The 21,717-nt window shown below is 66.4% G+C and carries 21 protein-coding genes; 16 read left to right on the forward strand and 5 right to left on the reverse strand.

What is annotated here, in order from left to right; genetic code table 11:
• Positions 1–51: 51 nt before the first annotated feature.
• A complete protein-coding gene (locus A5892_RS10685; protein ID WP_064122791.1) occupies positions 52–1,320 on the reverse strand; it encodes a 6-phosphofructokinase in 1,269 nt (422 codons plus the stop codon).
• Positions 1,321–1,603: 283 nt separating this feature from the next.
• Between A5892_RS10685 and mpl the strand changes: the two genes are divergently transcribed.
• Positions 1,604–2,986 carry a UDP-N-acetylmuramate:L-alanyl-gamma-D-glutamyl-meso-diaminopimelate ligase gene (gene mpl / locus A5892_RS10690; RefSeq protein WP_064122792.1) on the forward strand — a complete coding sequence of 461 codons (1,383 nt, stop codon included), beginning with the start codon at positions 1,604–1,606 and terminating at the stop codon, positions 2,984–2,986.
• A gap of 68 nt (positions 2,987–3,054) precedes the next feature.
• Here mpl and A5892_RS10695 read toward each other — a convergent pair whose 3' ends face one another.
• On the reverse strand, positions 3,055–4,467 hold the full coding sequence (locus tag A5892_RS10695) for a bifunctional DedA family/phosphatase PAP2 family protein (protein ID WP_064122793.1): 1,413 nt from the start codon (positions 4,465–4,467) through the stop codon (positions 3,055–3,057).
• Between the two features lie 218 nt (positions 4,468–4,685).
• On the opposite strand from A5892_RS10695, the gene A5892_RS10700 reads away from it, so the two are divergent.
• The 12 genes from A5892_RS10700 (at position 4,686) to lipA (ending at position 16,270) form a co-directional block, all read left to right on the forward strand.
• Entirely contained in the window at positions 4,686–5,981 is a 1,296-nt protein-coding gene (locus A5892_RS10700; RefSeq protein ID WP_064122794.1) for a glutamate-5-semialdehyde dehydrogenase, read from the forward strand.
• A gap of 13 nt (positions 5,982–5,994) precedes the next feature.
• Positions 5,995–6,639 (forward strand): nicotinate-nucleotide adenylyltransferase, encoded by a 645-nt coding sequence (gene nadD / locus A5892_RS10705; protein ID WP_064122795.1) that lies wholly within the window; start codon positions 5,995–5,997, stop codon positions 6,637–6,639.
• A gap of 124 nt (positions 6,640–6,763) precedes the next feature.
• Entirely contained in the window at positions 6,764–7,114 is a 351-nt protein-coding gene (gene rsfS / locus A5892_RS10710) for a ribosome silencing factor (RefSeq protein ID WP_064122796.1), read from the forward strand.
• Positions 7,111–7,578, forward strand: a complete 468-nt coding sequence (gene rlmH / locus A5892_RS10715) for a 23S rRNA (pseudouridine(1915)-N(3))-methyltransferase RlmH (protein ID WP_064122797.1) — start codon at positions 7,111–7,113, stop codon at positions 7,576–7,578. The genes rsfS and rlmH overlap by 4 nt, the downstream gene beginning before the upstream one ends.
• A 103-nt stretch (positions 7,579–7,681) precedes the next feature.
• Positions 7,682–9,592 carry a penicillin-binding protein 2 gene (gene mrdA, locus A5892_RS10720; RefSeq protein WP_064122798.1) on the forward strand — a complete coding sequence of 637 codons (1,911 nt, stop codon included), beginning with the start codon at positions 7,682–7,684 and terminating at the stop codon, positions 9,590–9,592.
• A 36-nt stretch (positions 9,593–9,628) separates the two neighbouring features.
• Entirely contained in the window at positions 9,629–10,765 is a 1,137-nt protein-coding gene (rodA, locus tag A5892_RS10725) for a rod shape-determining protein RodA (RefSeq protein WP_064122799.1), read from the forward strand.
• An 88-nt stretch (positions 10,766–10,853) separates the two neighbouring features.
• Positions 10,854–11,891, forward strand: coding sequence for a lytic murein transglycosylase B (gene mltB, locus A5892_RS10730; protein WP_223302628.1), 1,038 nt, complete (start codon positions 10,854–10,856; stop codon positions 11,889–11,891).
• Positions 11,888–12,760 (forward strand): septal ring lytic transglycosylase RlpA family protein, encoded by an 873-nt coding sequence (locus A5892_RS20970; RefSeq protein WP_082890402.1) that lies wholly within the window; start codon positions 11,888–11,890, stop codon positions 12,758–12,760. Before mltB ends, A5892_RS20970 begins: the two co-directional genes overlap by 4 nt.
• Positions 12,761–12,845: 85 nt before the next feature.
• Complete coding sequence (locus tag A5892_RS10740) at positions 12,846–14,084, forward strand: D-alanyl-D-alanine carboxypeptidase family protein (protein ID WP_082890403.1); 1,239 nt, start codon at positions 12,846–12,848, stop codon at positions 14,082–14,084.
• 106 nt (positions 14,085–14,190) lie between these two features.
• Positions 14,191–14,505, forward strand: a complete 315-nt coding sequence (locus A5892_RS10745) for an HP0495 family protein (RefSeq protein ID WP_064122800.1) — start codon at positions 14,191–14,193, stop codon at positions 14,503–14,505.
• Positions 14,502–15,287, forward strand: coding sequence for a lipoyl(octanoyl) transferase LipB (gene lipB / locus A5892_RS10750; RefSeq protein ID WP_064122801.1), 786 nt, complete (start codon positions 14,502–14,504; stop codon positions 15,285–15,287). The genes A5892_RS10745 and lipB overlap by 4 nt, the downstream gene beginning before the upstream one ends.
• Complete coding sequence (gene lipA, locus A5892_RS10755; protein WP_064122802.1) at positions 15,284–16,270, forward strand: lipoyl synthase; 987 nt, start codon at positions 15,284–15,286, stop codon at positions 16,268–16,270. The genes lipB and lipA overlap by 4 nt, the downstream gene beginning before the upstream one ends.
• 89 nt (positions 16,271–16,359) lie before the next feature.
• Here lipA and A5892_RS10760 read toward each other — a convergent pair whose 3' ends face one another.
• On the reverse strand, positions 16,360–16,701 hold the full coding sequence (locus tag A5892_RS10760; protein ID WP_064122803.1) for a HopJ type III effector protein: 342 nt from the start codon (positions 16,699–16,701) through the stop codon (positions 16,360–16,362).
• 160 nt (positions 16,702–16,861) lie between these two features.
• Here A5892_RS10760 and msrP point away from each other — a divergent pair, with 160 nt between their 5' ends.
• Complete coding sequence (gene msrP, locus A5892_RS10765; protein WP_064122804.1) at positions 16,862–17,884, forward strand: protein-methionine-sulfoxide reductase catalytic subunit MsrP; 1,023 nt, start codon at positions 16,862–16,864, stop codon at positions 17,882–17,884.
• Positions 17,881–18,543 carry a ferric reductase-like transmembrane domain-containing protein gene (locus tag A5892_RS10770; RefSeq protein WP_223302629.1) on the forward strand — a complete coding sequence of 221 codons (663 nt, stop codon included), beginning with the start codon at positions 17,881–17,883 and terminating at the stop codon, positions 18,541–18,543. The genes msrP and A5892_RS10770 overlap by 4 nt, the downstream gene beginning before the upstream one ends.
• Here the strand turns inward: A5892_RS10770 and A5892_RS10775 are convergent.
• Both A5892_RS10775 and A5892_RS10780 read right to left on the reverse strand, forming a co-directional pair.
• Positions 18,527–19,552 carry a zinc-binding alcohol dehydrogenase family protein gene (locus A5892_RS10775; RefSeq protein ID WP_064122805.1) on the reverse strand — a complete coding sequence of 342 codons (1,026 nt, stop codon included), beginning with the start codon at positions 19,550–19,552 and terminating at the stop codon, positions 18,527–18,529. The two genes, A5892_RS10770 and A5892_RS10775, sit on opposite strands and share 17 nt — an antisense overlap.
• A gap of 90 nt (positions 19,553–19,642) precedes the next feature.
• Positions 19,643–20,902, reverse strand: a complete 1,260-nt coding sequence (locus A5892_RS10780; protein WP_064122806.1) for a metal-dependent hydrolase family protein — start codon at positions 20,900–20,902, stop codon at positions 19,643–19,645.
• Positions 20,903–21,079: 177 nt separating this feature from the next.
• On the opposite strand from A5892_RS10780, the gene A5892_RS10785 reads away from it, so the two are divergent.
• A complete protein-coding gene (locus A5892_RS10785; protein WP_064124445.1) occupies positions 21,080–21,703 on the forward strand; it encodes an NUDIX hydrolase in 624 nt (207 codons plus the stop codon).
• Positions 21,704–21,717: the final 14 nt, after the last annotated feature.

A 21,717-nucleotide genomic window follows, 5' to 3' on the forward strand; every position in this document is an offset into this window, starting at 1 on the left:
GATGCGCTCGGGTGGGCCCCGCCGGAGCTTCCGGGCTCGTGCCCAGTCGGGCTAGATCGAGAACGGTGGCAGCTTGGGTGCCACCAGCGCTCGCTTGAGCTCGGCGACCTTGGGCAGGCCATTTTCATAAGGCGGGTAGGCTTCGCCCGCGATCAGCGCAGTGAAGTAGCGCCGTCCGGCTTCACTGATGCCGAAGCCGTCCTCGCGCAGGTATTCGGCCGGCATCATCTTCTCGCGGTTGGCGATCTCCTCCAGCGGCGCATCGAACAGCTCCCAGGCGTAGGGTGCATCGCTCACCCGCCGGATCGCCGGCATCACCGCGTTCTTGCCCTCCAGCGCGCATTCCACCGCGCGCACCCCGACCGCATAGGCCTGGTCGACATCGACCTGCGAGGCGATATGGCGTGCGGCGCGCTGCAGATAGTCCGCTACCGCCCAATGGTACTTGTAGCCGAGTTCCTCCTTGACCATCCCGGCCAGTACCGGGGCGACTCCGCCGAGCTGGCTGTGGCCGAAGGCATCGACCAGTCCGGTATCGGCGAGGAACTTGCCTTCCGCGTCGCGCACGCCTTCGGAGGCGACGATCACGCAGTAGCCGCAGCGCTCGACGGTCTGCTTGATCTTGGCCATTACCTTGGCGCGGTCGAACGCCACTTCGGGCAGCAGTACCAGGTGGGGCGGCTGCTCCTCTCCCTCGCCGGCCAGGCCCGCGGCGGCAGCGATCCAGCCGGCGTGGCGGCCCATCACCTCGAGGATGAACACCTTGGTCGAGGTGGAGCACATCGAGGCGACATCGAGCGCGGCCTCGCGGGTCGATACCGCGACGTACTTGGCCACCGAGCCGAAGCCGGGCGAGTTGTCGGTCAGCGGCAGGTCGTTGTCGATGGTCTTGGCGACGTGGATCGCCTGTAGCGGATAGCCCATGCGCTCGGAAAGCTGGGAGATCTTCAAGCAGGTGTCGGCGCTGTCGCCTCCACCGTTGTAGAAGAAGTAGCGGATGTCATGGGCCTTGAACACTTCGATCAGGCGTTCGTACTGGGCGCGGTGGGTGTCGATCGATTTCAGCTTGTAGCGGCAGGAGCCGAACGCGCCCCCCGGGGTGTGACGCAATGCGGCGATCGCTTCGCTGCTCTCCTGGGAGGTGTCGATCAGCTCCTCGGTGAGCGCGCCGATGATGCCATTGCGTCCGGCATAGAGGGTCTGGATCCGGTCACTGTGGCGGCGACAGGTCTCGATCACTCCGCAGGCGCTGGCGTTGATCACGGCGGTGACGCCGCCGGACTGGGCATAGAAAGCGTTGTAGCGCTTGGTTTGGGTCATGTGTCTCTCTCGTCGACTGTGTCGCGGGTCGCGTCCGCTGCGTTCGCGTTTCTCCTGCTCGGTGGCAGGTACGCGACGGCGGTTTCTTGGTCGGCGGCAGCTCGAAGCGCCGCCCTCGCATCATACCCAAACCGGGGCGCGCTGACAGTGAAGGCGCGTGGCACAACCTCCCAGGATCACGACCAGGCGTACTAGAGTGCGCTGGCACGTCCTGGCCTTCGAAGCCGCAACCCGTCATGTTAGGCTGCGCGCTCGATCGGTCATCTGGTACGGGACTCCATTCATGCACGTCCATATCCTCGGTATCTGCGGCACTTTCATGGGCAGCCTCGCCCTGCTCGCGCGAGCGCAGGGGCACCGGGTCAGCGGCTCTGATGCCAATGTGTATCCGCCGATGAGCCTGCTGCTCGCGCGCGAGGGGATCGCGTTGACCGACGGCTATCACGCGGCCAACCTAGATCCGGTGCCCGATCTGGTGGTGATCGGCAATGCGATGACCCGGAGCAATCCCGAAGTCGAGGCGGTGCTCTCGCGTCGTCTGCCCTACGTCAGCGGCCCGCAGTGGCTGCGCGAGTCGGTGCTCGGTACGCGCCCGGTGCTGGCGGTGGCCGGCACGCACGGCAAGACCACCACGGCGAGCATGCTGGCCTGGATCCTCGAATGCGCGGGGCTCGCCCCGGGCTTTTTGATCGGCGGTGTGCCAGGCAACTTCGAGCTCTCCGCTCGGCTCGGCGATGCGACGGCGCCTTTCGTGGTCGAGGCGGACGAGTACGACAGCGCGTTCTTCGACAAACGCTCCAAATTCGTCCATTACCGCCCGGACATCGCGGTACTCAACAATCTCGAGTTCGACCACGCGGACATCTTCGACGACCTGGCGGCGATCGAGCGTCAGTTCCATCACCTGGTCCGCACGGTACCGGCAAACGGCCGGCTGCTGGTCGCCGACGACGAGCCGGCGCTCGACCGGGTGCTGACGCGCGGCTGCTGGACGCCGGTCGAGCGTTTCGGCGAGCGCGAGGATTCGCCCTGGGGGCTGCGTCTGGAGAGCTGCGACGGCAGCCGCTTCACCCTGCGCGGCATGGGCCAGCAGGCGAGCATAGCTTGGCAGCTGAGCGGCGTTCACAACGTGCGTAACGCCTTGGCGGCGTCGGCCGCCGCCGCCGCGGTCGGGGTAGGGCTTGCGGACTGCGCCGCGGCGCTGGCGACGTTCCAGCCGCCGCGCCGGCGCCAGGAGCTTCGTGGGGTGGTGGGTGGGGTCGGGGTGATCGACGATTTCGCCCATCACCCCACCGCGATCAAGCTCACCCTGGAGGGCATGCGCGCAGCGCTCGGACGCCATCGCGCCGAGGGTGAGCCGGGCAGGCTCTTGGCGGTGATCGAGCCGCGTTCCAATACGATGAAGCTCGGTGCGATGCGCGAGCGCCTGGCGCAGAGCGTGGACGCCGCCGATCGGGTCTACTGGTACCAGCCGCCAGGGCTTGGCTGGTCGCTCGACGAAGTCGCCGCGCAGTGCCGACCGCCCGCCGAGGTACACATCGAACTCGATCGACTGATCGAGGCGCTGGTCGTCGAGGCGCGTCCGGGCGATCGGATCGTGGTGATGAGCAATGGTAGTTTCGGCGGGCTACATGAACGGCTGCTGCGGGCGCTCGAGGCACGCTGAGCTTTGCCAGGCCATTAGGATGAGCGCCACCCGCCCAGGCGGGTGGCGCTTTTTCGTGCGCTCGATGTTCAGGCCTGGGGCAGGAAGAGCATGCGCGCCAGCAGCAGCACGATCGAAAGCCCGAGGACCCAGGGCCAGTGTTGCCACGACAGCCGCTGCTGGGCGTGGTACTGGTAGCTGATCCGCACCGTCGAACAGACCATCAGGCCGACCAGCGCGCCGCCGATCAGATCGCTCGCCCAGTGAACCCCGTAGGCGAGCCGCGATATCGCCATCAGCATGATCAAAAGCGTCGCCGCCCAGTAGGGCCAGCTGCGCTGGCTGCGTGGCAGCCGCTGGGCGACGAAGGCCGCGGCCAGGCCGTATACCACCACTGCGGCGGAGGTGTGGGCGCTGGGGTAGGAGAACGAATTGGCGAGGTGGTCCGGCGTGTCCGGACGGACGCGCTGGATCACCTGCTTGAGCACGGTGTTGAGCAGGCTGATCAGGCCGAGTGCGAGCATCCAGTGGAGCAGCACCGCGTAGTAGCGCCGATACAGCCACCACACAAGCCAAGGCAGGGTGAAGGCGGCGATGCCGTAGGTATCGCCGATCAGATCGAAATGGCTGGCGATCGACAACGGCCAGCCGAGCTTGGCCAGTTCGATGAACATCGCCTGGCCGCGTAGGTCCATCACCAGCGGCTCACGCCCGTGGAGCAGTACCACCCCGGTCCAGACGATGAACAGAAATCCCGTCGCCAGCAGCAGCGCGAGGGAGGCCAGCGGCGGCTCGCGGCCGGGAAACCTGCCATTGAGCCGGCGCCACAGCCGGCGTCCGGCGTTGCTCTGCCGGGCCCATCCCAAGGCGCTGCGATAGCCGATGCCGGGGCGATCGAACAGCCTGCGCAGCCAGGAAAAGGTAAGTATCGCCAGCAGCGTGACGAAGGCGAACTCGATCAGCCACACCATGGTGTCGTGGGAGAGGGCGAGGTTCGCGCTCCAGGCCTGGCCCAGGTAGTAGCCGGGAAGGATGTACAGCGGCGCCCAGCCCAGCGCTGAAAGCGCGTTGACCAGCGCGAAGCGGCGCCGCGGCATGCACATCATGCCGGCGACCATCGGGATGATCGGCCGTACCGGACCGACGAAGCGGCCGAGCAGCACCGAGAGCGTACCGTAGCGATGGAAGAACAGCTGGCCGCGCTCCAACCACTCTGGATGGCGATTCAGCGGCCAGAGCTTGGGGATCCGATGACGCTGGCTGGCGCCCAGCCAGTAGCTCAGGCCGTCGCCGATGGTGGCGCCGAGCGCGCCGCTCAACAGCACCAGCGGTACCGAGAGCTGGACGCTGCCGGCCAGCGAGGCCGCCATGGTCATCATTACCGCACCCGGCAGGATCAGCCCGATTATCGCCAGCGACTCCAGCGCTGCGAGAATGCCGATGAGCAGCAGCAGCGCCCAAGGGGTCTGGGTCAGCGGCTCGACCCAAGCGACCAAATTCATCCGTGTTCTCCCGCGATCCGATCGAAGGCCTCGTGTTCCGGCGCAAGGGCCGCCGGGCGAGGCCGCCAGAGTGTAGCCGAATAGACACCTTTGCGTCCTGACCGGGGATGAAGGCCGGTGGGGTGTTTTTGTGCCGCCCGTTCGAGTGGCTTATAGTGGCGCGATCCAAGCACCGTCGCCGATCCGGCGCCGGTACCTGACGCGATTCGGAGCATCGGATGTCACATCACATCGACTCATCCTCCTCGCAGGCGTCCAGTGAACTGGCGCGCTATATGCAAGCGCTTGGCGCCCGCGCCCGCGCCGCCGCGAGCGTACTGGCGCTGGCCGACAGCGGGCAGAAGAACGCCGCGCTCGCCTGCATCGGCGAGCGACTGGAGGCCGGTCGCGAGGCGCTGAAGGCGGCCAACCGCGAGGATCTGGCGCTCGCCCGCGAGCGCGGCCTGGCCAGTGCGCTGCTCGATCGTCTCGAACTCACCGACGCCAGGATCGATGCGATGATCCAGGGGCTCGCCACGGTCGCCTCGCTCGACGACCCGGTCGGCGCGATCGATGGGTTGAAGCGCCGCCCCAACGGCCTGCGGATCGGCAAGATGCGCGTGCCGATCGGCGTGATCGGGATCATCTACGAGTCGCGTCCCAACGTCACCGTCGATGCCGCCGCGCTGTGCCTCAAGTCCGGCAATGCCTGCATCCTCCGCGGCGGCTCGGAGGCGAGCCGCTCCAACGCGCTGATCGGTGAGTGCGTAAGCCTCGGCATCGAGGATGCCGGTCTGCCGCGGGAAGCGGTCCAGGTGGTCGGCACTTCCGATCGCGCGGCGGTGGGCGAGCTGGTGCGGATGCGCGAATCGATCGACCTGATCATTCCGCGCGGCGGGCGCTCGCTGATCGAGCGGGTGAGCGAGGAGGCGAAGATCCCGGTGCTCAAGCACCTGGATGGCAACTGCCACGTGTTCGTCGATGCCAGTGCCGAGCTCGAGCGGGCGCTGGAGATCGCCTTCAATGCCAAGACCTATCGCTACGGCATCTGCGGCGCGATGGAGACGCTGCTGGTCGATGTGTCGATCGCCGAGGCGTTCCTGCCACGGATCGCCGAGCGGCTTATCGACCATGGTGTCGAGCTGCGGGGCTGCGAGCGGGCGCGCGCGCTGGTGCCTTCGATGCTGGCGGCCAGCGAAGAGGATTGGTACACCGAGTATCTCGGCCCGACTCTGGCGGTAAGGGTGGTCGACGGCGCCGAAGCGGCGATCGAACACATCAATCACTACGGTTCGCACCATACCGACGCGATCGTCACCGAGCACCTCGCGCGCAGCGAGCGCTTCCTCGCCGCGGTCGATTCGAGCTCAGTGATGGTCAACGCGCCTACCTGCTTCGCCGACGGTGCCGAGTACGGCCTCGGTGCCGAGATCGGGATCTCCACCGACAAGCTGCACGCCAGGGGCCCGGTCGGCCTCGAAGGGCTGACCACCCAGAAGTACGTGGTGCTCGGCGAGGGGCAGCTGCGTGGCTGAGCCGAGGGTAGCGATGCTCGGTGGGACCTTCGATCCGGTTCACATCGGTCATCTGCGTTCGGCGGTGGAGCTGTGCGAAGCGCTGGCGCTCGATCGTGTCCACTTGGTGGTCAACCGCCAGCCGCCTCACCGTGCGACGCCCGGGGTATCCGCGCGCGATCGTCTGGCGATGGTCGCCGCGGGCGCCAGCGATACGCCGGGTCTTATCGTCGACGATCGCGAGATCGAACGCGATGGGCCTTCCTATTCGCTTGCCACGCTTGAGTCGCTGCGCGCCGAGTATGGCGAGCACGCCCGCCTGGTGATGGCGATCGGCATGGACGCTTTTCGCCATCTCGCCGAATGGTACCGCCCGGAGGCGCTGTTCGAGCAGGCCCACGTAGTGGTGATCGAGCGTCCCGGCTCCTCCTTCACTCCCTCTGCGGCGCTCACCGCGTTGATCGAGCCGCGCCGCTGCGACTCGATCGAGTCATTGATGGTCAAGCCGCACGGCGGCTTTCTCCATTTGCCGCTGCCGAACCCGATCAAGGTCTCGGCGACCGAGTTGCGCGAGCGGATCGACAGCGGGCGCTCGATTCGCTACCTGGTGCCCGAGGCGGTCGAACGGCTGATCGTTCAGCGCGGGCTTTATCGCCACGGCGGCAGCGCGGGCCGATGACAATCTCCGTCGCCGAGGGGGCGTTCGCCCACGCTTGAGGGTAGAATGCATCCCTTCACTCGCGGACCTCTCTGGTCCGCGCTTAAAACTGCCTCAAGGGGCTCGCCTCAATTCGATGGTTAACATGCAGACAGATGCGCTTTCTTCACTGGTCACCGATGCGCTCGAGGAACTCAAGGCGCAGGAAATCGTCGAACTCGATGTCGCCGAGCTGACCAACGTCACCGACGTGATGATCGTCGCCAGTGGCACTTCGAGCCGCCACGTCAGCGCGCTCGCCGGCAATGTGGTCGAGAAGGCCAAGCAGCAGGGCGTAATGCCGCTCGGCGTCGAAGGCCGCAACGGCGCTGAGTGGGTGCTGGTCGATCTCGGCGACGTCGTGGTCCACGTGATGATGCCGGAGACTCGCAAGCTCTACGATCTCGAGAAGCTCTGGAGCGACCTGCCGATGGACCGGGGCGACGCGCGGCAGTGAAACTTCGCGTCCTCGCCGTCGGTACGCGGATGCCCGGCTGGGTCGCTGAAGGGGTCGAGGAGTATCGCAAGCGGATGCCACGCGAGTGTTCGCTCTTGATCGAAGAGATTCCTCCCGGGCCGCGCGGCAAGAATGCCGACGTCGCCCGGGCGATCACCCAGGAGGGTGATCGCATGCTGGCCCGACTCGATGCCGATCTCCAGATCGTCGCCCTCGACGTCCAGGGGCGCCCCTGGAGCACGCCCGAGCTTGCCACTCGACTCGACGGCTGGAAACTCGACGGTCGCGACGTGGCGCTGCTCATCGGTGGGCCGGACGGCCTCGATCCGCGCTGCCTGGCGCGCGCCGATGCGCGCTGGTCGCTGTCGCGGCTGACGCTGCCGCACCCCCTGGTGCGCGTGGTGCTCGCCGAGCAGCTCTATCGTGCCTGGACGCTGTCGATCGGCCACCCTTATCACCGCTGACCGCGCGAGCCCATTTTGCGCGTTGGCCGAGACATCTGGCGTGTGTTGACGATGTACCGACTGCCACCGATCTTCTCCCTCCGTACTGGGAAGCATCCTGCCGATGGGTAATGGTTTTCTGCGCCGCCTGCGCAATGGCGGGAACCGGCCTTCGCAGATCAAGGATTCCGCCGCCGAAGTGAGCCTGTTCCGGCGCCGCTGCTTCGCCGCGGTCGCGCTGATCGTGGTACTTACCGGTGTGCTGGTCGCGCGGATGGTGTTCCTGCAGGTCTACCAGCATGAACTGTTCGCCACCCGCTCGGAGAACAACCGGGTGCGCGTCGAGCCGCTGCCGCCGACTCGCGGATTGATCTTCGACCGCAACGGCGAGCTGCTGGCCGAGAACCGGCCGACCTACAACCTGATGCTGACCCGTGAGCAGGCCGGCGACGTTAGCCGGACCGTCGAACTGCTGGTCGAGGTGCTCGGCCTGCCCAGTGAGATGAGCGAGACCCTGCTCGAGCGCTCGCGCCAGCGCCAGCGCCCTTATCAGTCGGCGCTGCTGCTCAGCGATCTCAGCGAGGGGCAGATCGCCCGGCTCGCGCTCAACCGCTATCGGTTGCCGGGCGTTGAGGTCGAAGCCCAGCTGCTGCGCTACTACCCGCAAAGCATGGTGATGTCCCACGTTCTCGGCTATGTCGGGCGGATTAGCCAGGAGGACCTCGAGCGGCTCGATTCGAGCAACTATGCCGGTACCCACTTCGTCGGCAAGAGCGGGGTCGAGCGCTTCTACGAGGATATCCTGCATGGCCAGGTCGGGCTGCGCCGGGTCGAAACCAACGCTCGAGGGCGAGTGCTCGGCGAGATCGATCGTACCGCGCCGATCAAGGGCAAGGACCTGACCCTGACCGTCGACAGCGGGCTCCAGCAGCTCGGTGCCAAACTGCTCGACGGGCGGCGGGGAGCGATCGTCGCGATCGAGCCGAAGACCGGCGCGATTCTGGCGATGGTCTCCTCGCCCGGCTTCGATGCCAACGCCTTCGTCACCGGGATCAGCCACGCCGATTATCAGAAGCTGCAGAACGACAAGGACCTGCCGCTCTACAGCCGGGCCTTTCGCGGCGAGTACCCGCCGGCCTCGACGGTCAAGCCGTTCATGGCGCTGGCCGGGCTGCAAAGCGGAGTGATGCGCCCCGGCGACACCATCTTCGACCCCGGCTACTACCAGCTGCCCAACGACCCGCACCGCTATCGCAACTGGCAGCGGTGGGGGCACGGGCGCGTCGACATGCACAGGGCGCTGCTGGTCTCCAACGATACCTACTTCTTCGGCCTCGCCCATTCGCTCGGCATCGATCGGATCTCCGCCTTCATGCATCGCTTCGGCTATGGCGAGAACGACGCGCTCGACGTATGGGGCGCGCGCAGTGGGCTGATGCCGAGCCGCGACTGGAAGCGTGGCCGCTACAACCAGGCCTGGTATCCCGGCGAGACGCTCTCCGCCGGGATCGGCCAGGGCTACTGGCTGGCGACGCCCTTGCAGATGGCTTCCTCGGCCGCGGTGCTCGCCAACCGCGGTAAGTCGGTGCGTCCGCATCTGGTCGCGGCGATTGGCGATCAGGAGATTCTCCCGCCGTTCCCGGACTCTCCGGAGGATGTCGAGCTCGATGACCCGCGCTGGTGGGACCTGGTGATCCAGGCGCTCAAGGACGTCGCCGACACCTCCGCGGTGCTGAGCCAGGGTCGCCAATACACCTTGGCGGCCAAGACCGGCACCGCGCAGGTGTTCACCGTCGCCCAGGATGCGCGCTACGACGCTGCCGAGGTCGCCGAGCGGCTGCGCGACCACGCGCTGTTCACCGGCTTCGCACCGGTCGAGGATCCCGAGATCGCGGTGTCGGTGATCGTCGAGAACGGCGGTTGGGGCGGTCGGGTGGCGGGACCGATCGGCCGTGCGATGATCGACGCCTGGATGCAGCCTGGGGCTGATCACGAGGTGAAGATCCCCGGACGGGACGATGGCCATGACCTATGATGCGTGCGCCATCCCAGGGCGCGGAGGGGAGTCTGCATGATCAGTGGATGGAAACGCAGCTACCGGCGTCGCCGGGAGGGGGCGTGGCGATTCGGCTGGAACGCCTTGCATCTCGATCCCTGGCTCCTGTTCGCGCTGCTGTTGACCATGGCCGGCGGCCTGGTGGTGCTCTACAGCGCCTCGGGCGAGATGGTCGAGCGGGTCGAGGCGCAGTCGCTGCGCTTCGTCGGTGCGCTGGTGGTGATGGCGGTGATCGCGCAGATTCCGCCGAGCACGATGATGCGCTGGACCCCGGTGCTCTACGTCACGGTGACGCTGCTGCTGGTCGCCGTAGACGTCAGCGGCTATCACGCGATGGGCGCCCAGCGCTGGCTCGAGATACCCGGACTTGGCCGCTTCCAGCCCTCCGAACTGATGAAGCTGGTGATGCCGATGACGCTTGCTGCGTTCCTGGCCCGTCGCCCGCTGCCGCTGTCATGGAAGGACCTGGGCATCTGCCTGGTGCTGATGCTGATCCCGGTGGTGCTGATCCTCGAGCAGCCTGACCTGGGTACCGCGATGCTGGTGATGTTCGCCGCCGGCTTCGTGATTCTCTTCGCCGGCCTCTCCTGGCGGCTGATCCTGCTCTGCCTGCTGGTCGCCGCCGCCGCGCTGCCGCTGATGTGGCTCTACATGCACGACTACCAGCGCCAGCGGGTGTTGACCTTCATCAATCCCGAGAGCGATCCGCTCGGGGCCGGCTGGAACATCATCCAGTCGAAGACCGCGATCGGCTCTGGCGGGGTGTTCGGCAAGGGATGGATGGACGGTACCCAGTCGCAGCTGCAGTTCTTGCCCGAACGGCATACCGACTTCATCGTCGCGGTGCTGGCCGAGGAGTTCGGCCTGGTCGGCGTCTGCCTGCTGCTGCTTTGCTACCTGATGATCGTCGGCCGGGGCCTGGTGCTGGCGGTGCGTGCCCAGGACACCTTCGGTCGGCTGCTGGCCGGCAGCCTGGTGCTTACCTTCTTCATCTACGTAGTGGTCAATATCGGTATGGTCAGCGGGCTCTTGCCGGTGGTCGGCGTGCCGCTGCCGTTGATCAGCTACGGCGGTACCGCCAGCGTGACCTTGTTAGCGGGCTTCGGTATTCTGATGGCGATTGGCACTCACCGTAAGTTGTTGCCGCGATAGGATTACTGGTCAGCAAACGCCAATCGCCAGGGACAGCACCCGCCGGTGCGGCGACGCCGTGCAGGCAAACGATTCAGGAGAGCAATAGGTGACGATCGACCTTCGGGCCGCCCCGGCGACACCCCTTCGCAGCCGTATCGGGCTATTCACCGCGGCACTCGTCGCCGCTTGCATCGCACCGCAGGCCTTGGCTGCCGACTACGATCCGGCGAACCGCTCCGAGGTCGCCGAGATGGTGCGCAAGCTGACCGGAGAAGGGTTGGACTCCGCCGAGCTTTCGCGGGTCATGACCGACGCCCGGCGTTCGCAATCGGTGCTCGATGCGATGTCGCGTCCGGCCGAGCGGCACCTGCGCTGGGACCAGTATCGCCAGATATTCATCCAGCCGGCCCGGATCAGCCGCGGCGTTCAGTTCGTCGCCGAGCATCTCGACGCCTTCGAGCGTGCCGAGCGGGACTACGGCGTGCCGCGTGAGGTGATCGCTGCGATCATCGGCATCGAGACCGACTACGGCCGGGTCACCGGCAACCACCGGGTGATCGATGCGCTGTCGACGCTGGCCTTCGACTATCCGCCGAGGCAGCCATTCTTTCGCAAGGAGCTCGAAGCCTACCTGACCCTGACCGAGGAGCAAGGGCTCGATCCCCTGTCGTTCAAAGGCTCCTACGCTGGAGCGATGGGCTATCCGCAGTTCATGCCTTCGAGCTACCAGGCCTACGCGGTCGACTTCGATGGCGACGGTGTGCGCGACCTGTGGCGCGAGCCGGTCGACGCGATCGGCAGCGTGGCCAACTACTTCGCCGGCCACGGTTGGGTCCAGGGCCTTGCGGTGGCGGCACCGGCGCGGGGACCTTCGAGCCCTCCCGAAGGGGTCGAGGTCAATTCGATCGAGCGTCCGGCCCAGCGTATCGCGTCGCTGGCCGATCACGGGATCGTCTCCACCGCTGAGCTGCCGGAGGATCTGCCGGTGACGCCGATCGCGCTCGACTTCGCCGATGGGCACTACGAGTACCTGCTCGGCACCGAGAATTTCTACGTGATCACTCGCTACAATCGCAGTCACCTCTACGCGATGGCGGTGACGACGCTGGCGGAGTCGATCAAGGAGGCGCTCGAGCGGCAATGAAACCGACCCATTCGATCAAAGGCTGCGGCGCGCTCGCCTGTGTGCTCGTCCTGCTCGGCGGCTGCGCCAGCGGCGGTGGCAGTGGGCGCTACGCTTCGAGCCAGGATGCCTATCCCACGGACGGGCGCGATCTCTCCCAGGTGCCTGATGCGGTACCCAAGGTCGAGCCGCTCGCAGCCAGCGGCAACCGGCCGGTCTACCAGGTCCTCGGCAAGAGCTATCAGGTGATGAGCGATGCCCGTGGGTACTCGGCCACCGGGATCGCCTCCTTCTATGGCACCAAGTTCCACGGTTACGACACCGCCAGCGGTGAGCGCTACGACATGTATGCGATGTCGGCGGCTCATCGCAGCCTGCCGCTGCCGACCTACGCCCGGGTGACCAACCTCGACAACCAGCGCAGCGTGATCGTCAAGGTCAACGATCGCGGGCCCTTCCATGACGATCGGCTGATCGATCTTTCCTATGCCGCGGCCTATCGCCTCGACGTGCTGGCCCGTGGCACCGCCAGGGTCAAGGTCGAGGCGATCGATCCGGCCAGCTGGCCTGGCGAGCAAGACGTTCGCCGGATCGCCTCGACACCGACATCGACCCCGGCAGCACCGCCGAGTGCCGGGATCGATCGCAGCGCGCCGAGCGGCGCACCGATCTTCCTTCAGGTAGCGGCGCTGGGCTCGGCGCAGAACGCCGCGCGGCTGCGCGATTCGTTGCAAAGCCGTCTTTCGCAGCCGGTGCGCATCAGCGAGAATGGCGCGCTACACCGGGTGCAGGTTGGTCCCTTCACAGATCCGACCGCGCTCGAGACGGTGCGCGCAAGGCTCGCGGAGGCGGGCTACTTGGATCCGCTGCTGGTCAACGGCAGTGGCTGAGGTGGCCTACCACGACGTCGCGCGATGGATGACCGTCGCCTCGACCCACGTTGCAACGCCTACGACTGGAAATGAGTAAAGTCCTATGATTCTGCATGCTTCACCCGTGCGTCGCTGGCGCAGGCTGACCCTGGTGGCGCTGTTCGGTGCCTCGACCTCCACCGTGCTGTTCGTTGCCACCTCCGCCATCGCGCAAGCGCCGACTCCGGATGCCCAGCCGACGGCGGGGCCGACCCTCAACCCACTCAACATGGTGCCGGCTCCGCCCAGCCTGGCCGCCACCTCCTGGGTGCTGATGGATGCCAAGAGCGGCGACATCATCCTCGAGCAGAACGCCCACCAGCGTCTGCCGCCCGCCAGCCTGACCAAGCTGATGACCGCCTACATCGCCGAGTACGAGATCGAGGCCGGACGGCTGAACGAGAGCGATATGGCGCGGGTCAGCGAGAACGCATGGCGCACCGGCGGCTCGAGGATGTTCCTCAACGTCAACACCAATGTCAGCATCGGCGACCTGATGCGTGGGATCGTGGTGCAGTCGGGCAACGACGCAAGCGTTGCGATGGCCGAGCACATCGCCGGCAGCGAGGATGCCTTCGCCCAGCTGATGAACCAGCATGCGCAGATGCTCGGCATGAAGAACACCCACTTCATGAACGCCACCGGGCTGCCCCACGACGAGCACTATACCTCCGCCTACGATCTGGCCGACCTGTCGCGCCACATCATCCTCGACTTCCCCGAGCACTATTCGCTCTATGAAGAGCGCGAGTTCACCTACAACGGTATCCGCCAGCCCAACCGCAACCTGCTGCTGTGGCGCGATGGCCGGGTCGATGGACTGAAGACCGGGCACACCGAAGCCGCGGGTTACTGCCTGGCGGCCTCGGCGGTCGACGGCGACACTCGGCTGATCGCCGTGGTGATGGGGACCAACTCGGAGGAGGCGCGTGCCCAGGAGACCATGAAGCTGCTCTCCTACGGTTTCCGCTACTACCATACCCAGCGTCTCTTCGATGCCGGCCACGTGGTCAGCAACGCCCGGGTCTGGGGCGGTAGCCAGAACAACGTGCCGGTCGGTTTTCCCGATGAGGTCTACGTGACCCTGCCCCAGGGCGACGGCGAGCTGACCCAGCGGGTCGAGCTCTCCTCTGACATCGAGGCGCCGGTGGCCGCCGGGCAGGAGCTCGGGACCCTGACCGTGATGCGTGGCGACGACGAGATCGCGACCCGTCCGCTGGTCGCGCTCGAAGCGGTCGAGGAGGGCGGTTTCATCAAGCAGGCCTGGGACAAGCTGGTTCGTTTCGTCACCAGCTTCTTCTGATCTTGTCCGCTGCCTGGCCGCGGCCGGGCAGCGTGCTTGTGACGTTCTCCGCTGGCTCGCGTAGAATGCAATCATTTCGAGCCAAGCAGCGATGGGAGCCTAGGCGATGACTTCTCCTTCCAGACCCGGCCAGTCCTCGGTGATTTCGGGTGACGGCGGCCAGCCGGCGCCGAAGATCGAATTTCCCACCGACTATTCGCTCAAGATCGTTGGCGACAGTGACGAGGGCTTCTGCGACGACATGCTCGACATCGTCGAGCGCTTCGATCCGACCCTCGACCGTAGCCGTGCAAGCCATCAGGACAGTCGCAACGGGCGCTTCCGCTCGCTGCGGGTGACCATCACCGCGACCGGTCAGGCGCAGCTCTCGGCGCTGTTCTCAGCGCTCAAGGCGAGCGGTCGCGTGCACATGGTGATATGAACGGCGTCGCGAACCAAGCCCTTGCGCGGCCGGCTGCCTCGGACTCCCCCCAGGCGTCGGGCACGCATCCGATCGAGGTCTATCGGCTCGGCCTTGTCGACTATCCCGACACGCTCGCGGCGATGCGCGCCTACACGGACGAACGCGGCCCGGATGATCCGGATCAGATATGGGTGGTCGAGCATCCGCCGGTGTTCACCCAGGGTCAGGCAGGGCGCGCAGAGCACCTGCTCGAGGTCGGTGACATCCCGGTGGTGCAGGCCGATCGCGGTGGGCAAGTCACCTACCATGGTCCCGGGCAGCTGGTCTTCTATCTGCTGCTCGATCTCAAGCGCTGCGGTCTGGGCGTGCGCGCGCTGGTCAGCGCGATCGAGCGCGCGGTGATAGATGCGCTCGCCAGCCACCGTATCGAGGCTTATGCGCGCCCGGACGCGCCCGGCGTGTACGTGCGCGCGCCGGCTGGCGGAGAAGCCAAGGTGGCATCGCTGGGGCTCAGGGTACGCCGGGGCTGCAGCTTTCATGGAGTGGCGTACAATGTCGATATGGATCTGCGGCCATTCAACCGTATCGATCCCTGCGGCTACGCTGGCATGCGTATGACCCAATTGAGTGAGCTCGCAGCCGCGCCGGTGTCGCTCGACATCGAAGCGGACCGCTGGCTCGAGGCTTTCGCCGCCGCCTTGGCGGACGGCGGCGATCGCCGACCCGTGACGCTTCGCCCCACAACCGGCCTGCCGGACTGCCTGGCAGACATTTCCCGACGTCCAGGATGTGACAGATGAGCGAGAGCATCGCCAAGCCCGTTACCGTGGCCAACCCGAATCGCGTCGAGCGCGGCGTCAAGCTGCGCGGCGCGGAAAAGGTGGCTCGCATTCCGGTCAAGGTGATCCCGACCGAGACGCTGCCGAAGAAGCCCGACTGGCTTCGGGTCCGCATGCCGATCTCCCCCGAGGTCACCCGGATCAAACAGACGCTGCGCAAGCACGGATTGCACACCGTGTGCGAGGAAGCCTCCTGCCCGAACCTCGGCGAGTGCTTCAGCGGTGGCACTGCCACTTTCATGATCATGGGCGACATCTGCACCCGTCGCTGCCCGTTCTGCGACGTCGCCCACGGCAGGCCCAACGCGCTGAACGCCGAAGAACCTCGCGAGCTCGCCGAGGCGATCGCCGAGATGCGGCTCAAGTACGTGGTGATCACCTCGGTCGACCGTGACGACCTGCGCGATGGCGGCGCCCGCCATTTCGTCGATTGCATCCGTGAGATCCGCGCCCGCAGTCCGCACATCGAGATCGAGACCCTGGTGCCGGACTTTCGCGGACGCATGGACGTGGCGCTGGAGATTCTCTCCGAGCAGCCGCCCAACGTGTTCAACCACAACCTCGAAACCGTGCCCTCGCTCTATCGCAAGGTGCGGCCAGGCGCCGACTACCAATGGTCGCTCGACCTGCTCAAGCGCTACAAGGCCGCGCGCCCCGAGGTGCTGACCAAGTCCGGGCTGATGGTCGGGGTCGGCGAGACCGACGAGCAGATCATCGAAGTGATGCGCGACCTGCGCGCCCACGACGTCGATATGCTGACCATCGGCCAGTACATGCAGCCCTCGCGTAGCCACCTGGCGATCGACCGCTGGGTGCCGCCCGCAACCTTCGCCCAGTACGCCAAGGCGGGTTACGAGATGGGGTTCACCCATGTCGCCTCCGGGCCGCTGGTGCGCTCGAGCTATCACGCCGACAAGCAGGCCCATGGCGTCGAAGTGAAATGAAAGGCGAAATGCGGTAGACGCCGAGGTGGTGCAACGCAAACGGCTCGGGGAGCTTCTCCCCGGGCCGTTTGCGTTGCACCAGCCTGCGTTCAGTCTCGCCGCGCCAGCGGGTCGCCGTGGAGTCGCACGCCGTCGAGTCCATGGATCGCCAGGGCGCGGATGTTGGCGTGGTCGTGACCTTCGGGATCGGCGAGCACGTGGCGATAGTGCTCACCGAAGGCGCGCAGTGCCTCGTGGTTTTCGAGTCCCTCCAGTAGCGCCAGTGCCAGTACCCGGCACGAGCCCTGGTTGTCGTCGATGCCGTTGCTGACGCCGCCGTTGTCGAAGGCGGTAGGGGTGAAGCGGTAGTGGGTCTCGATGAAGGCGAGGGTATCGGCGAAGCAGTGGCTCTCGCGGGCGAGGGCGCGGCGGAAGTCGGCGATCGGGAGCATACTGGGTTCCTTGGGCGAAAAGCAGCCAAGCTATCCAGCTGGACGCTCGGCGTCCAGCGCCTGATGCGGGATTCGAGCAGTGCTCACTGAATGAATGGTTTCGCTGCGATGGGTTCTAATCCCGGAAGGGGATCATTCGTTCACGCCGAGGAGAAGCCGGATGTTGATCAGACGCGGGGAGCGCTCGCACGCGCTCGAGCACGAGGTGACACCGGAGCGGGTGTATCAAGACTTCAGGCGGGAGCGCCGGCGAGTGCTGGCCGGTGCGCTGGGGCTCGGTGCTGCCTGTGCGCTGCCGCGCGCCTTCGCGGCGGCGGGCGGCTATGACGATGTCGATCCGGGCAGCGCACCTGACTGGCTCGATCGAAGGCTCGCGGACGCTCGCTGGAAGGCGGTCGAGCCTGGCCCGGAGGACCGCCTGACCCCGTTCGACGATGTCACCCATTACAATAATTTCTACGAATTCGGCAGCGGCAAGGACGATCCGGCGCGCTACGCGGGCGGGCTGGTCACCGAGCCCTGGAGCGTGGTGATCGACGGTGAGGTCGCGCGTCCCGGGCGGTTGGCGCTCGAGGATGTGGTCGGCGAGTCAAGGCTCGAGGAGCGGATCTACCGGCTGCGCTGCGTCGAGGCCTGGTCGATGGTGATCCCCTGGCTCGGCGTTCCGCTCGCTGACCTGCTCGCACGGGTCGAGCCGACCAGCAAGGCCCGCTTCGTGCGCTTCGAAAGTCTGCATGATCCCGAGCAGATGCCGGGACAGCGTTCGCGCTATGGATTGATCGACTGGCCCTACACGGAAGGGCTCAGGCTCGATGAGGCGATGCACCCGCTGACCCTGCTCGCGGTGGGACTCTATGGTCACTCGCTGCCGAATCAGAACGGCGCCCCGCTGCGCCTGGTGGTGCCGTGGAAGTATGGCTTCAAGGGTGCCAAGTCGATCGTGCGCATCTCGCTCACCGAAACCCAGCCACGCACGAGCTGGCAGAGCCTTGCCCCCAACGAGTACGGCTTCTATGCCAACGTCAATCCCGAGGTCGACCATCCGCGCTGGAGCCAGGCCTGTGAGCGTCGCCTGCCCAGCGGCCTGTTTCGGCCCAACCTGATCGAGACCCGGATGTTCAATGGCTATGCCGACCAGGTCGCGAGTCTCTACCAGGGGATGGACTTGAGGGCCGATTATTGAGCCGGCCGGGGAGCCAGCTGCGCCACCCTCGCCTGCTGCTGGGCTTTCGCATCGTGGTATTCGCGCTCGCCATCGCTTGGCCGCTGGGCTGGGCCTGGCGAGTGGCGCAGGGGGCGGCGGGGCCGGATCCCGGACGCTACCTGCTGCTCGAGTTCGGTATCGGCGCGTTGACGCTGCTGCTGCTGGTGCTTGCGCTCACCCCGCTGGCGAAACTCACCGGCTGGCCGGGGTTCGGGCTGGTTCGCCGCCAGCTGGGCGTATGGGCCTTCGTCTACGCATTCGCCCACTTCGCCTGCTACCTGCTGTTCATCATCGGCCTCGAGCCCGCGCTGCTGCTCGCCGATTTCAGCCGCAGGCCCTACATCATCGTCGGGGCGGCAGCGCTGCTGCTGCTTGGCGTGCTCGCCGCCACCTCGCCGCAGGCGATGGTGAGGCGGCTGAAAAAGCGCTGGAAGCCGCTGCACCGTCTGGTCTACCTGGCGCTGGCCCTGGTGCTTTTGCATTTCTTCTGGATCGTGCGCGCCGATCTCGGTGAGTGGGGGCGATATGCGCTGATCGCGCTGGGATTGATGCTGCTGCGCTGGCCGCCGCTGGCGCGGCGGCTGGGAGGATGGCGCCGCGCCAGCGGCGCCAGGACGGAGATCAATCGGCGACGGTGAGCACCAGCTTGCCGATCGCATGGCCCGATTCGAGCCGGCGGTGGGCCTCGGCCAGGTTGTCGACGCTGAGCGGCCCGATCACCTCGCTCAGGGTGCTGCGCAGGTGGCCCGCGTCGATCAGTTCAGCGAGCCTGGCCAGGATTTCGCCCTGGCGTTCGGGGAAGTAGTCGTGCAGCGCACGGGCGAACATGAGCTCCCAGGCGAAGCTCGCCGCCTTGATCTGGAAAGCGTTGACGTCGACCTGCTTCTTGGTCTCGGCGATCGCGACGACGCGGCCGAATGGGCGGATCAGCTGGGTCATGTTGTCCCAGTGGTCGCCGATGTCGTGACAGCAGTAGATGTAGTCGACCTGCTCGATGCCTTCAGCGGCGAGTGCGTCCACCAGTCGGTGGTGATCGACCACCAGGTCGGCGCCCATCTCTTTGCACCATTCCACCGACATTTCCCGCGAGGCGGTAGCGATGACCCGCAGATCGGTCAGTTGCTTCGCCAGCTGGATCACCATCGAGCCGACGCCGCCTGCACCGTTGATCACCAGCAGCGTCTCCTGGGCTCGTCCTGCGCCTGCTTGCGCAGCCGGTCTCGGCTCATCCCGCAGCTCGAGGCCGAGCACGTCGAAAAGCCCCTCCCACGCGGTCAGCGCGGTGAGCGGCAGCGCCGCTGCCTCTTCGATCTCGAGGCTCTCGGGCGCCTTGGCGACGAGGCGCGCATCGACGCATTGGTACTCGGCGTCGCTTCCCGGGCGGCTGACATCGCCCGCATAGTAGACCTTGTCACCGATCGCGAAGCCCCGCGCCTGCTCACCGAGCGCCTCGACCACCCCCACTGCATCCCAGCCGATCACCTTCGACTCCGTCGCCGAGCGCCTGATCTTGGTGTCGACCGGATTGACCGAGATCGCTTGGATCTTGATCAGCAGGTCCCGTGGCCCCGGCGCAGGTTTAGGCTCTTCCCGCTCGATGAAGGCTTGCTCGAGCTCTGGCTTACCGGTGATGGCGATGGCTTTCATCTGTTTGCCTCTTTTGGTCAGCGTGGATGCCCGTAGGTCACGGGCAGATACGAACCATATGGGGGCTGCCGGGCGAGGGACCAAGCCGGATCAGTCAGCGCGCTGTTTCACGATGCGCCCGGCTTGGATGATCATCTCGAGCCGTTCGCCCTGGCCGAGCAGGCAGTCGATCGAAGCCAGCGGGTCGCCATCCACCACCAGCAGGTCTGCGATCGCGCCGTTCGCCAGGCACCCCAGCTCGCCTGAGCGCTCAAGCAGGCGAGCGGCGACGCTGGTCGCCGAACGCAGCGCCTCGAGATTGCCGAGCAGCTTTGCGCGTATGCGTAGCTCCTCGCTCTGGTATTGGTGCATCTCGCCGAGCAGGTCCGAGCCGTAGCCCATTGGCACGCCCGCCTCGGCGTAGCGTAGCAGCGCTTCGCGACCTGCGCCTCGCACCGCCTCGATCTTCGCCACCGAGGCGGCTGGAAGGCCATAGCGTTCGCCGTGCTTGGCGAGCATCTCGTAGGTGACCTGGGTCGGCACCACGAACGTCCCCAGTTCGGCCATCCTCCGCGCGGTTTCGGCATCGGCCAGGTTGCCGTGCTCGATACTGCGTACTCCGCATTCGATCGCTCGGCGGATGGCGCGCGAGGTATAGGCGTGGGCCATGACGTAGGTGTTGGCCGCCTCGGCTTCATCCACGATGGCCCGGATCTCCGCTTCACTGTATTGGGTGTTGGCGATCGGGTCGGTGGGCGAGGCGACACCGCCCGATGCCATGATCTTGATCTGGCTGGCGCCCTGCTGCAGCTCCTCGCGCACTGCCAGGCGCACCGCCTCGACTCCGTCGACCACCCGGGCGATAGCGCCGGCGCGGAAGCAGCACGAGCAGGGTTCGGTCATCAACAGCTCGCCACGGGCACGGAAGTCGCCGTGTCCGCCGGTCTGCGACAGCGCCTTGCCGGAGGCGAATATCCTTGGTCCTGCGATGAGGCCCTGCTCGACCGCCTGGGCCAGTGCCCAGTCGGCGCCCCCGGCGTCGCGGACGCTGGTGAACCCGCGCGCCAGCATCGCTGCGATGATCGGCACCGCGCGCAGGGTCACCAATGCATTGGGGACCCGGGCGTTGAGCCCGAGATTGGCATTGGCCGCCAGTACGTGGACATGGCAGTCGATCAGCCCCGGCATCAGCGTCTTGCCCTGGATGTCGATGATCCGGTCATGGGGTTCGGCGAGGGCGATCTGACCGGCGGACACAGCGATGATGCGATCGCCTTCGACCACCAGGTCGAGCCCGCTGCGATAGCGGCCGTCGTCGGGGTCGAGCAGCCGCGCGTTGGTGAAGATCAGCCGGGGGAGGCGAGGGCTCATCAACAGGCTCCTTGGAAACGGATACGGTCATGGTAGAGGAATGCGCCGAGGGTGCTGGCCGCGGCGGCAGCGGTTCGATCTTCATCCGGGTTCTTGCCACCGGTTTCATCCCGCGCTGGGGCGCGGGGCATGGATGGACTAGTCTAGTCGGGTGATTCAACCAGGATAGAGATGATCATGTCCCACGATTGGGTCGATTTCGCCAAGCGCCTGCGCGCCATTGCCCAGACCGGGCAGACCTACACCGACAATCGCTACGAGCTCGAGCGCTACCAGGAACTCGAGCGGCTCACCAACCAGATGTTCGCAGTGCTCGCCGAGACGCCGGTGGCGCGGGTCGAGCAGCTGTTCATCCCCGATCGAGGCTATGCCACGCCCAAGGTGGACGTACGCGGGGCGGTGTTCCGCGATGACCGCGTGCTGCTGGTACGCGAGCAGCGCGACCGGCGCTGGACCCTGCCCGGCGGCTGGGCCGATGTATGCGAGCCGCCGTCGAGCTGCGTGCTGCGCGAGATCCACGAGGAGTCTGGCTACTTCGCGGTCAACCCGCGTCTCGCCCTGCTGCGCGATCGCAGCCTCCACCCCTATCTGCCGGTGACGCCTGAACACATCTACAAACTGTTCTACGTCTGCGATGAAGTGGAAGGTGGAGGTTTCGTGCCCAACAACGAGACCGACGCGGCCGATTTCTTCGCCCTCAACGCGCTGCCCGAGCTTTCGCTCGGCCGCACGCTGGAGAAAGACATCCACCATCTCTGGGCCTTCGCCAGCGGCGAGGTCGACCGGGTGCATTCGGACTGACCGCGATTGGCGCG

The organism is Halotalea alkalilenta (assembly GCF_001648175.1).
In the GTDB taxonomy this organism is placed as follows: domain Bacteria; phylum Pseudomonadota; class Gammaproteobacteria; order Pseudomonadales; family Halomonadaceae; genus Halotalea; species Halotalea alkalilenta_A.

Bases quoted from the DNA above. Each gene is read 5' to 3' on its own strand.
- A5892_RS10685 (WP_064122791.1), bottom strand. From the start codon at position 1,320: ATGACCCAAACCAAGCGCTACAACGCTTTCTATGCCCAGTCCGGCGGC.
- mpl (WP_064122792.1), top strand. From the start codon at position 1,604: ATGCACGTCCATATCCTCGGTATCTGCGGCACTTTCATGGGCAGCCTC.
- A5892_RS10695 (WP_064122793.1), bottom strand. From the start codon at position 4,467: ATGAATTTGGTCGCTTGGGTCGAGCCGCTGACCCAGACCCCTTGGGCG.
- A5892_RS10700 (WP_064122794.1), top strand. From the start codon at position 4,686: ATGTCACATCACATCGACTCATCCTCCTCGCAGGCGTCCAGTGAACTG.
- nadD (WP_064122795.1), top strand. From the start codon at position 5,995: ATGCTCGGTGGGACCTTCGATCCGGTTCACATCGGTCATCTGCGTTCG.
- rsfS (WP_064122796.1), top strand. From the start codon at position 6,764: ATGCAGACAGATGCGCTTTCTTCACTGGTCACCGATGCGCTCGAGGAA.
- mrdA (WP_064122798.1), top strand. From the start codon at position 7,682: ATGGGTAATGGTTTTCTGCGCCGCCTGCGCAATGGCGGGAACCGGCCT.
- rodA (WP_064122799.1), top strand. From the start codon at position 9,629: ATGATCAGTGGATGGAAACGCAGCTACCGGCGTCGCCGGGAGGGGGCG.
- A5892_RS20970 (WP_082890402.1), top strand. From the start codon at position 11,888: ATGAAACCGACCCATTCGATCAAAGGCTGCGGCGCGCTCGCCTGTGTG.
- A5892_RS10740 (WP_082890403.1), top strand. From the start codon at position 12,846: ATGATTCTGCATGCTTCACCCGTGCGTCGCTGGCGCAGGCTGACCCTG.
- A5892_RS10745 (WP_064122800.1), top strand. From the start codon at position 14,191: ATGACTTCTCCTTCCAGACCCGGCCAGTCCTCGGTGATTTCGGGTGAC.
- lipB (WP_064122801.1), top strand. From the start codon at position 14,502: ATGAACGGCGTCGCGAACCAAGCCCTTGCGCGGCCGGCTGCCTCGGAC.
- lipA (WP_064122802.1), top strand. From the start codon at position 15,284: ATGAGCGAGAGCATCGCCAAGCCCGTTACCGTGGCCAACCCGAATCGC.
- A5892_RS10760 (WP_064122803.1), bottom strand. From the start codon at position 16,701: ATGCTCCCGATCGCCGACTTCCGCCGCGCCCTCGCCCGCGAGAGCCAC.
- msrP (WP_064122804.1), top strand. From the start codon at position 16,862: ATGTTGATCAGACGCGGGGAGCGCTCGCACGCGCTCGAGCACGAGGTG.
- A5892_RS10775 (WP_064122805.1), bottom strand. From the start codon at position 19,552: ATGAAAGCCATCGCCATCACCGGTAAGCCAGAGCTCGAGCAAGCCTTC.
- A5892_RS10780 (WP_064122806.1), bottom strand. From the start codon at position 20,902: ATGAGCCCTCGCCTCCCCCGGCTGATCTTCACCAACGCGCGGCTGCTC.
- A5892_RS10785 (WP_064124445.1), top strand. From the start codon at position 21,080: ATGTCCCACGATTGGGTCGATTTCGCCAAGCGCCTGCGCGCCATTGCC.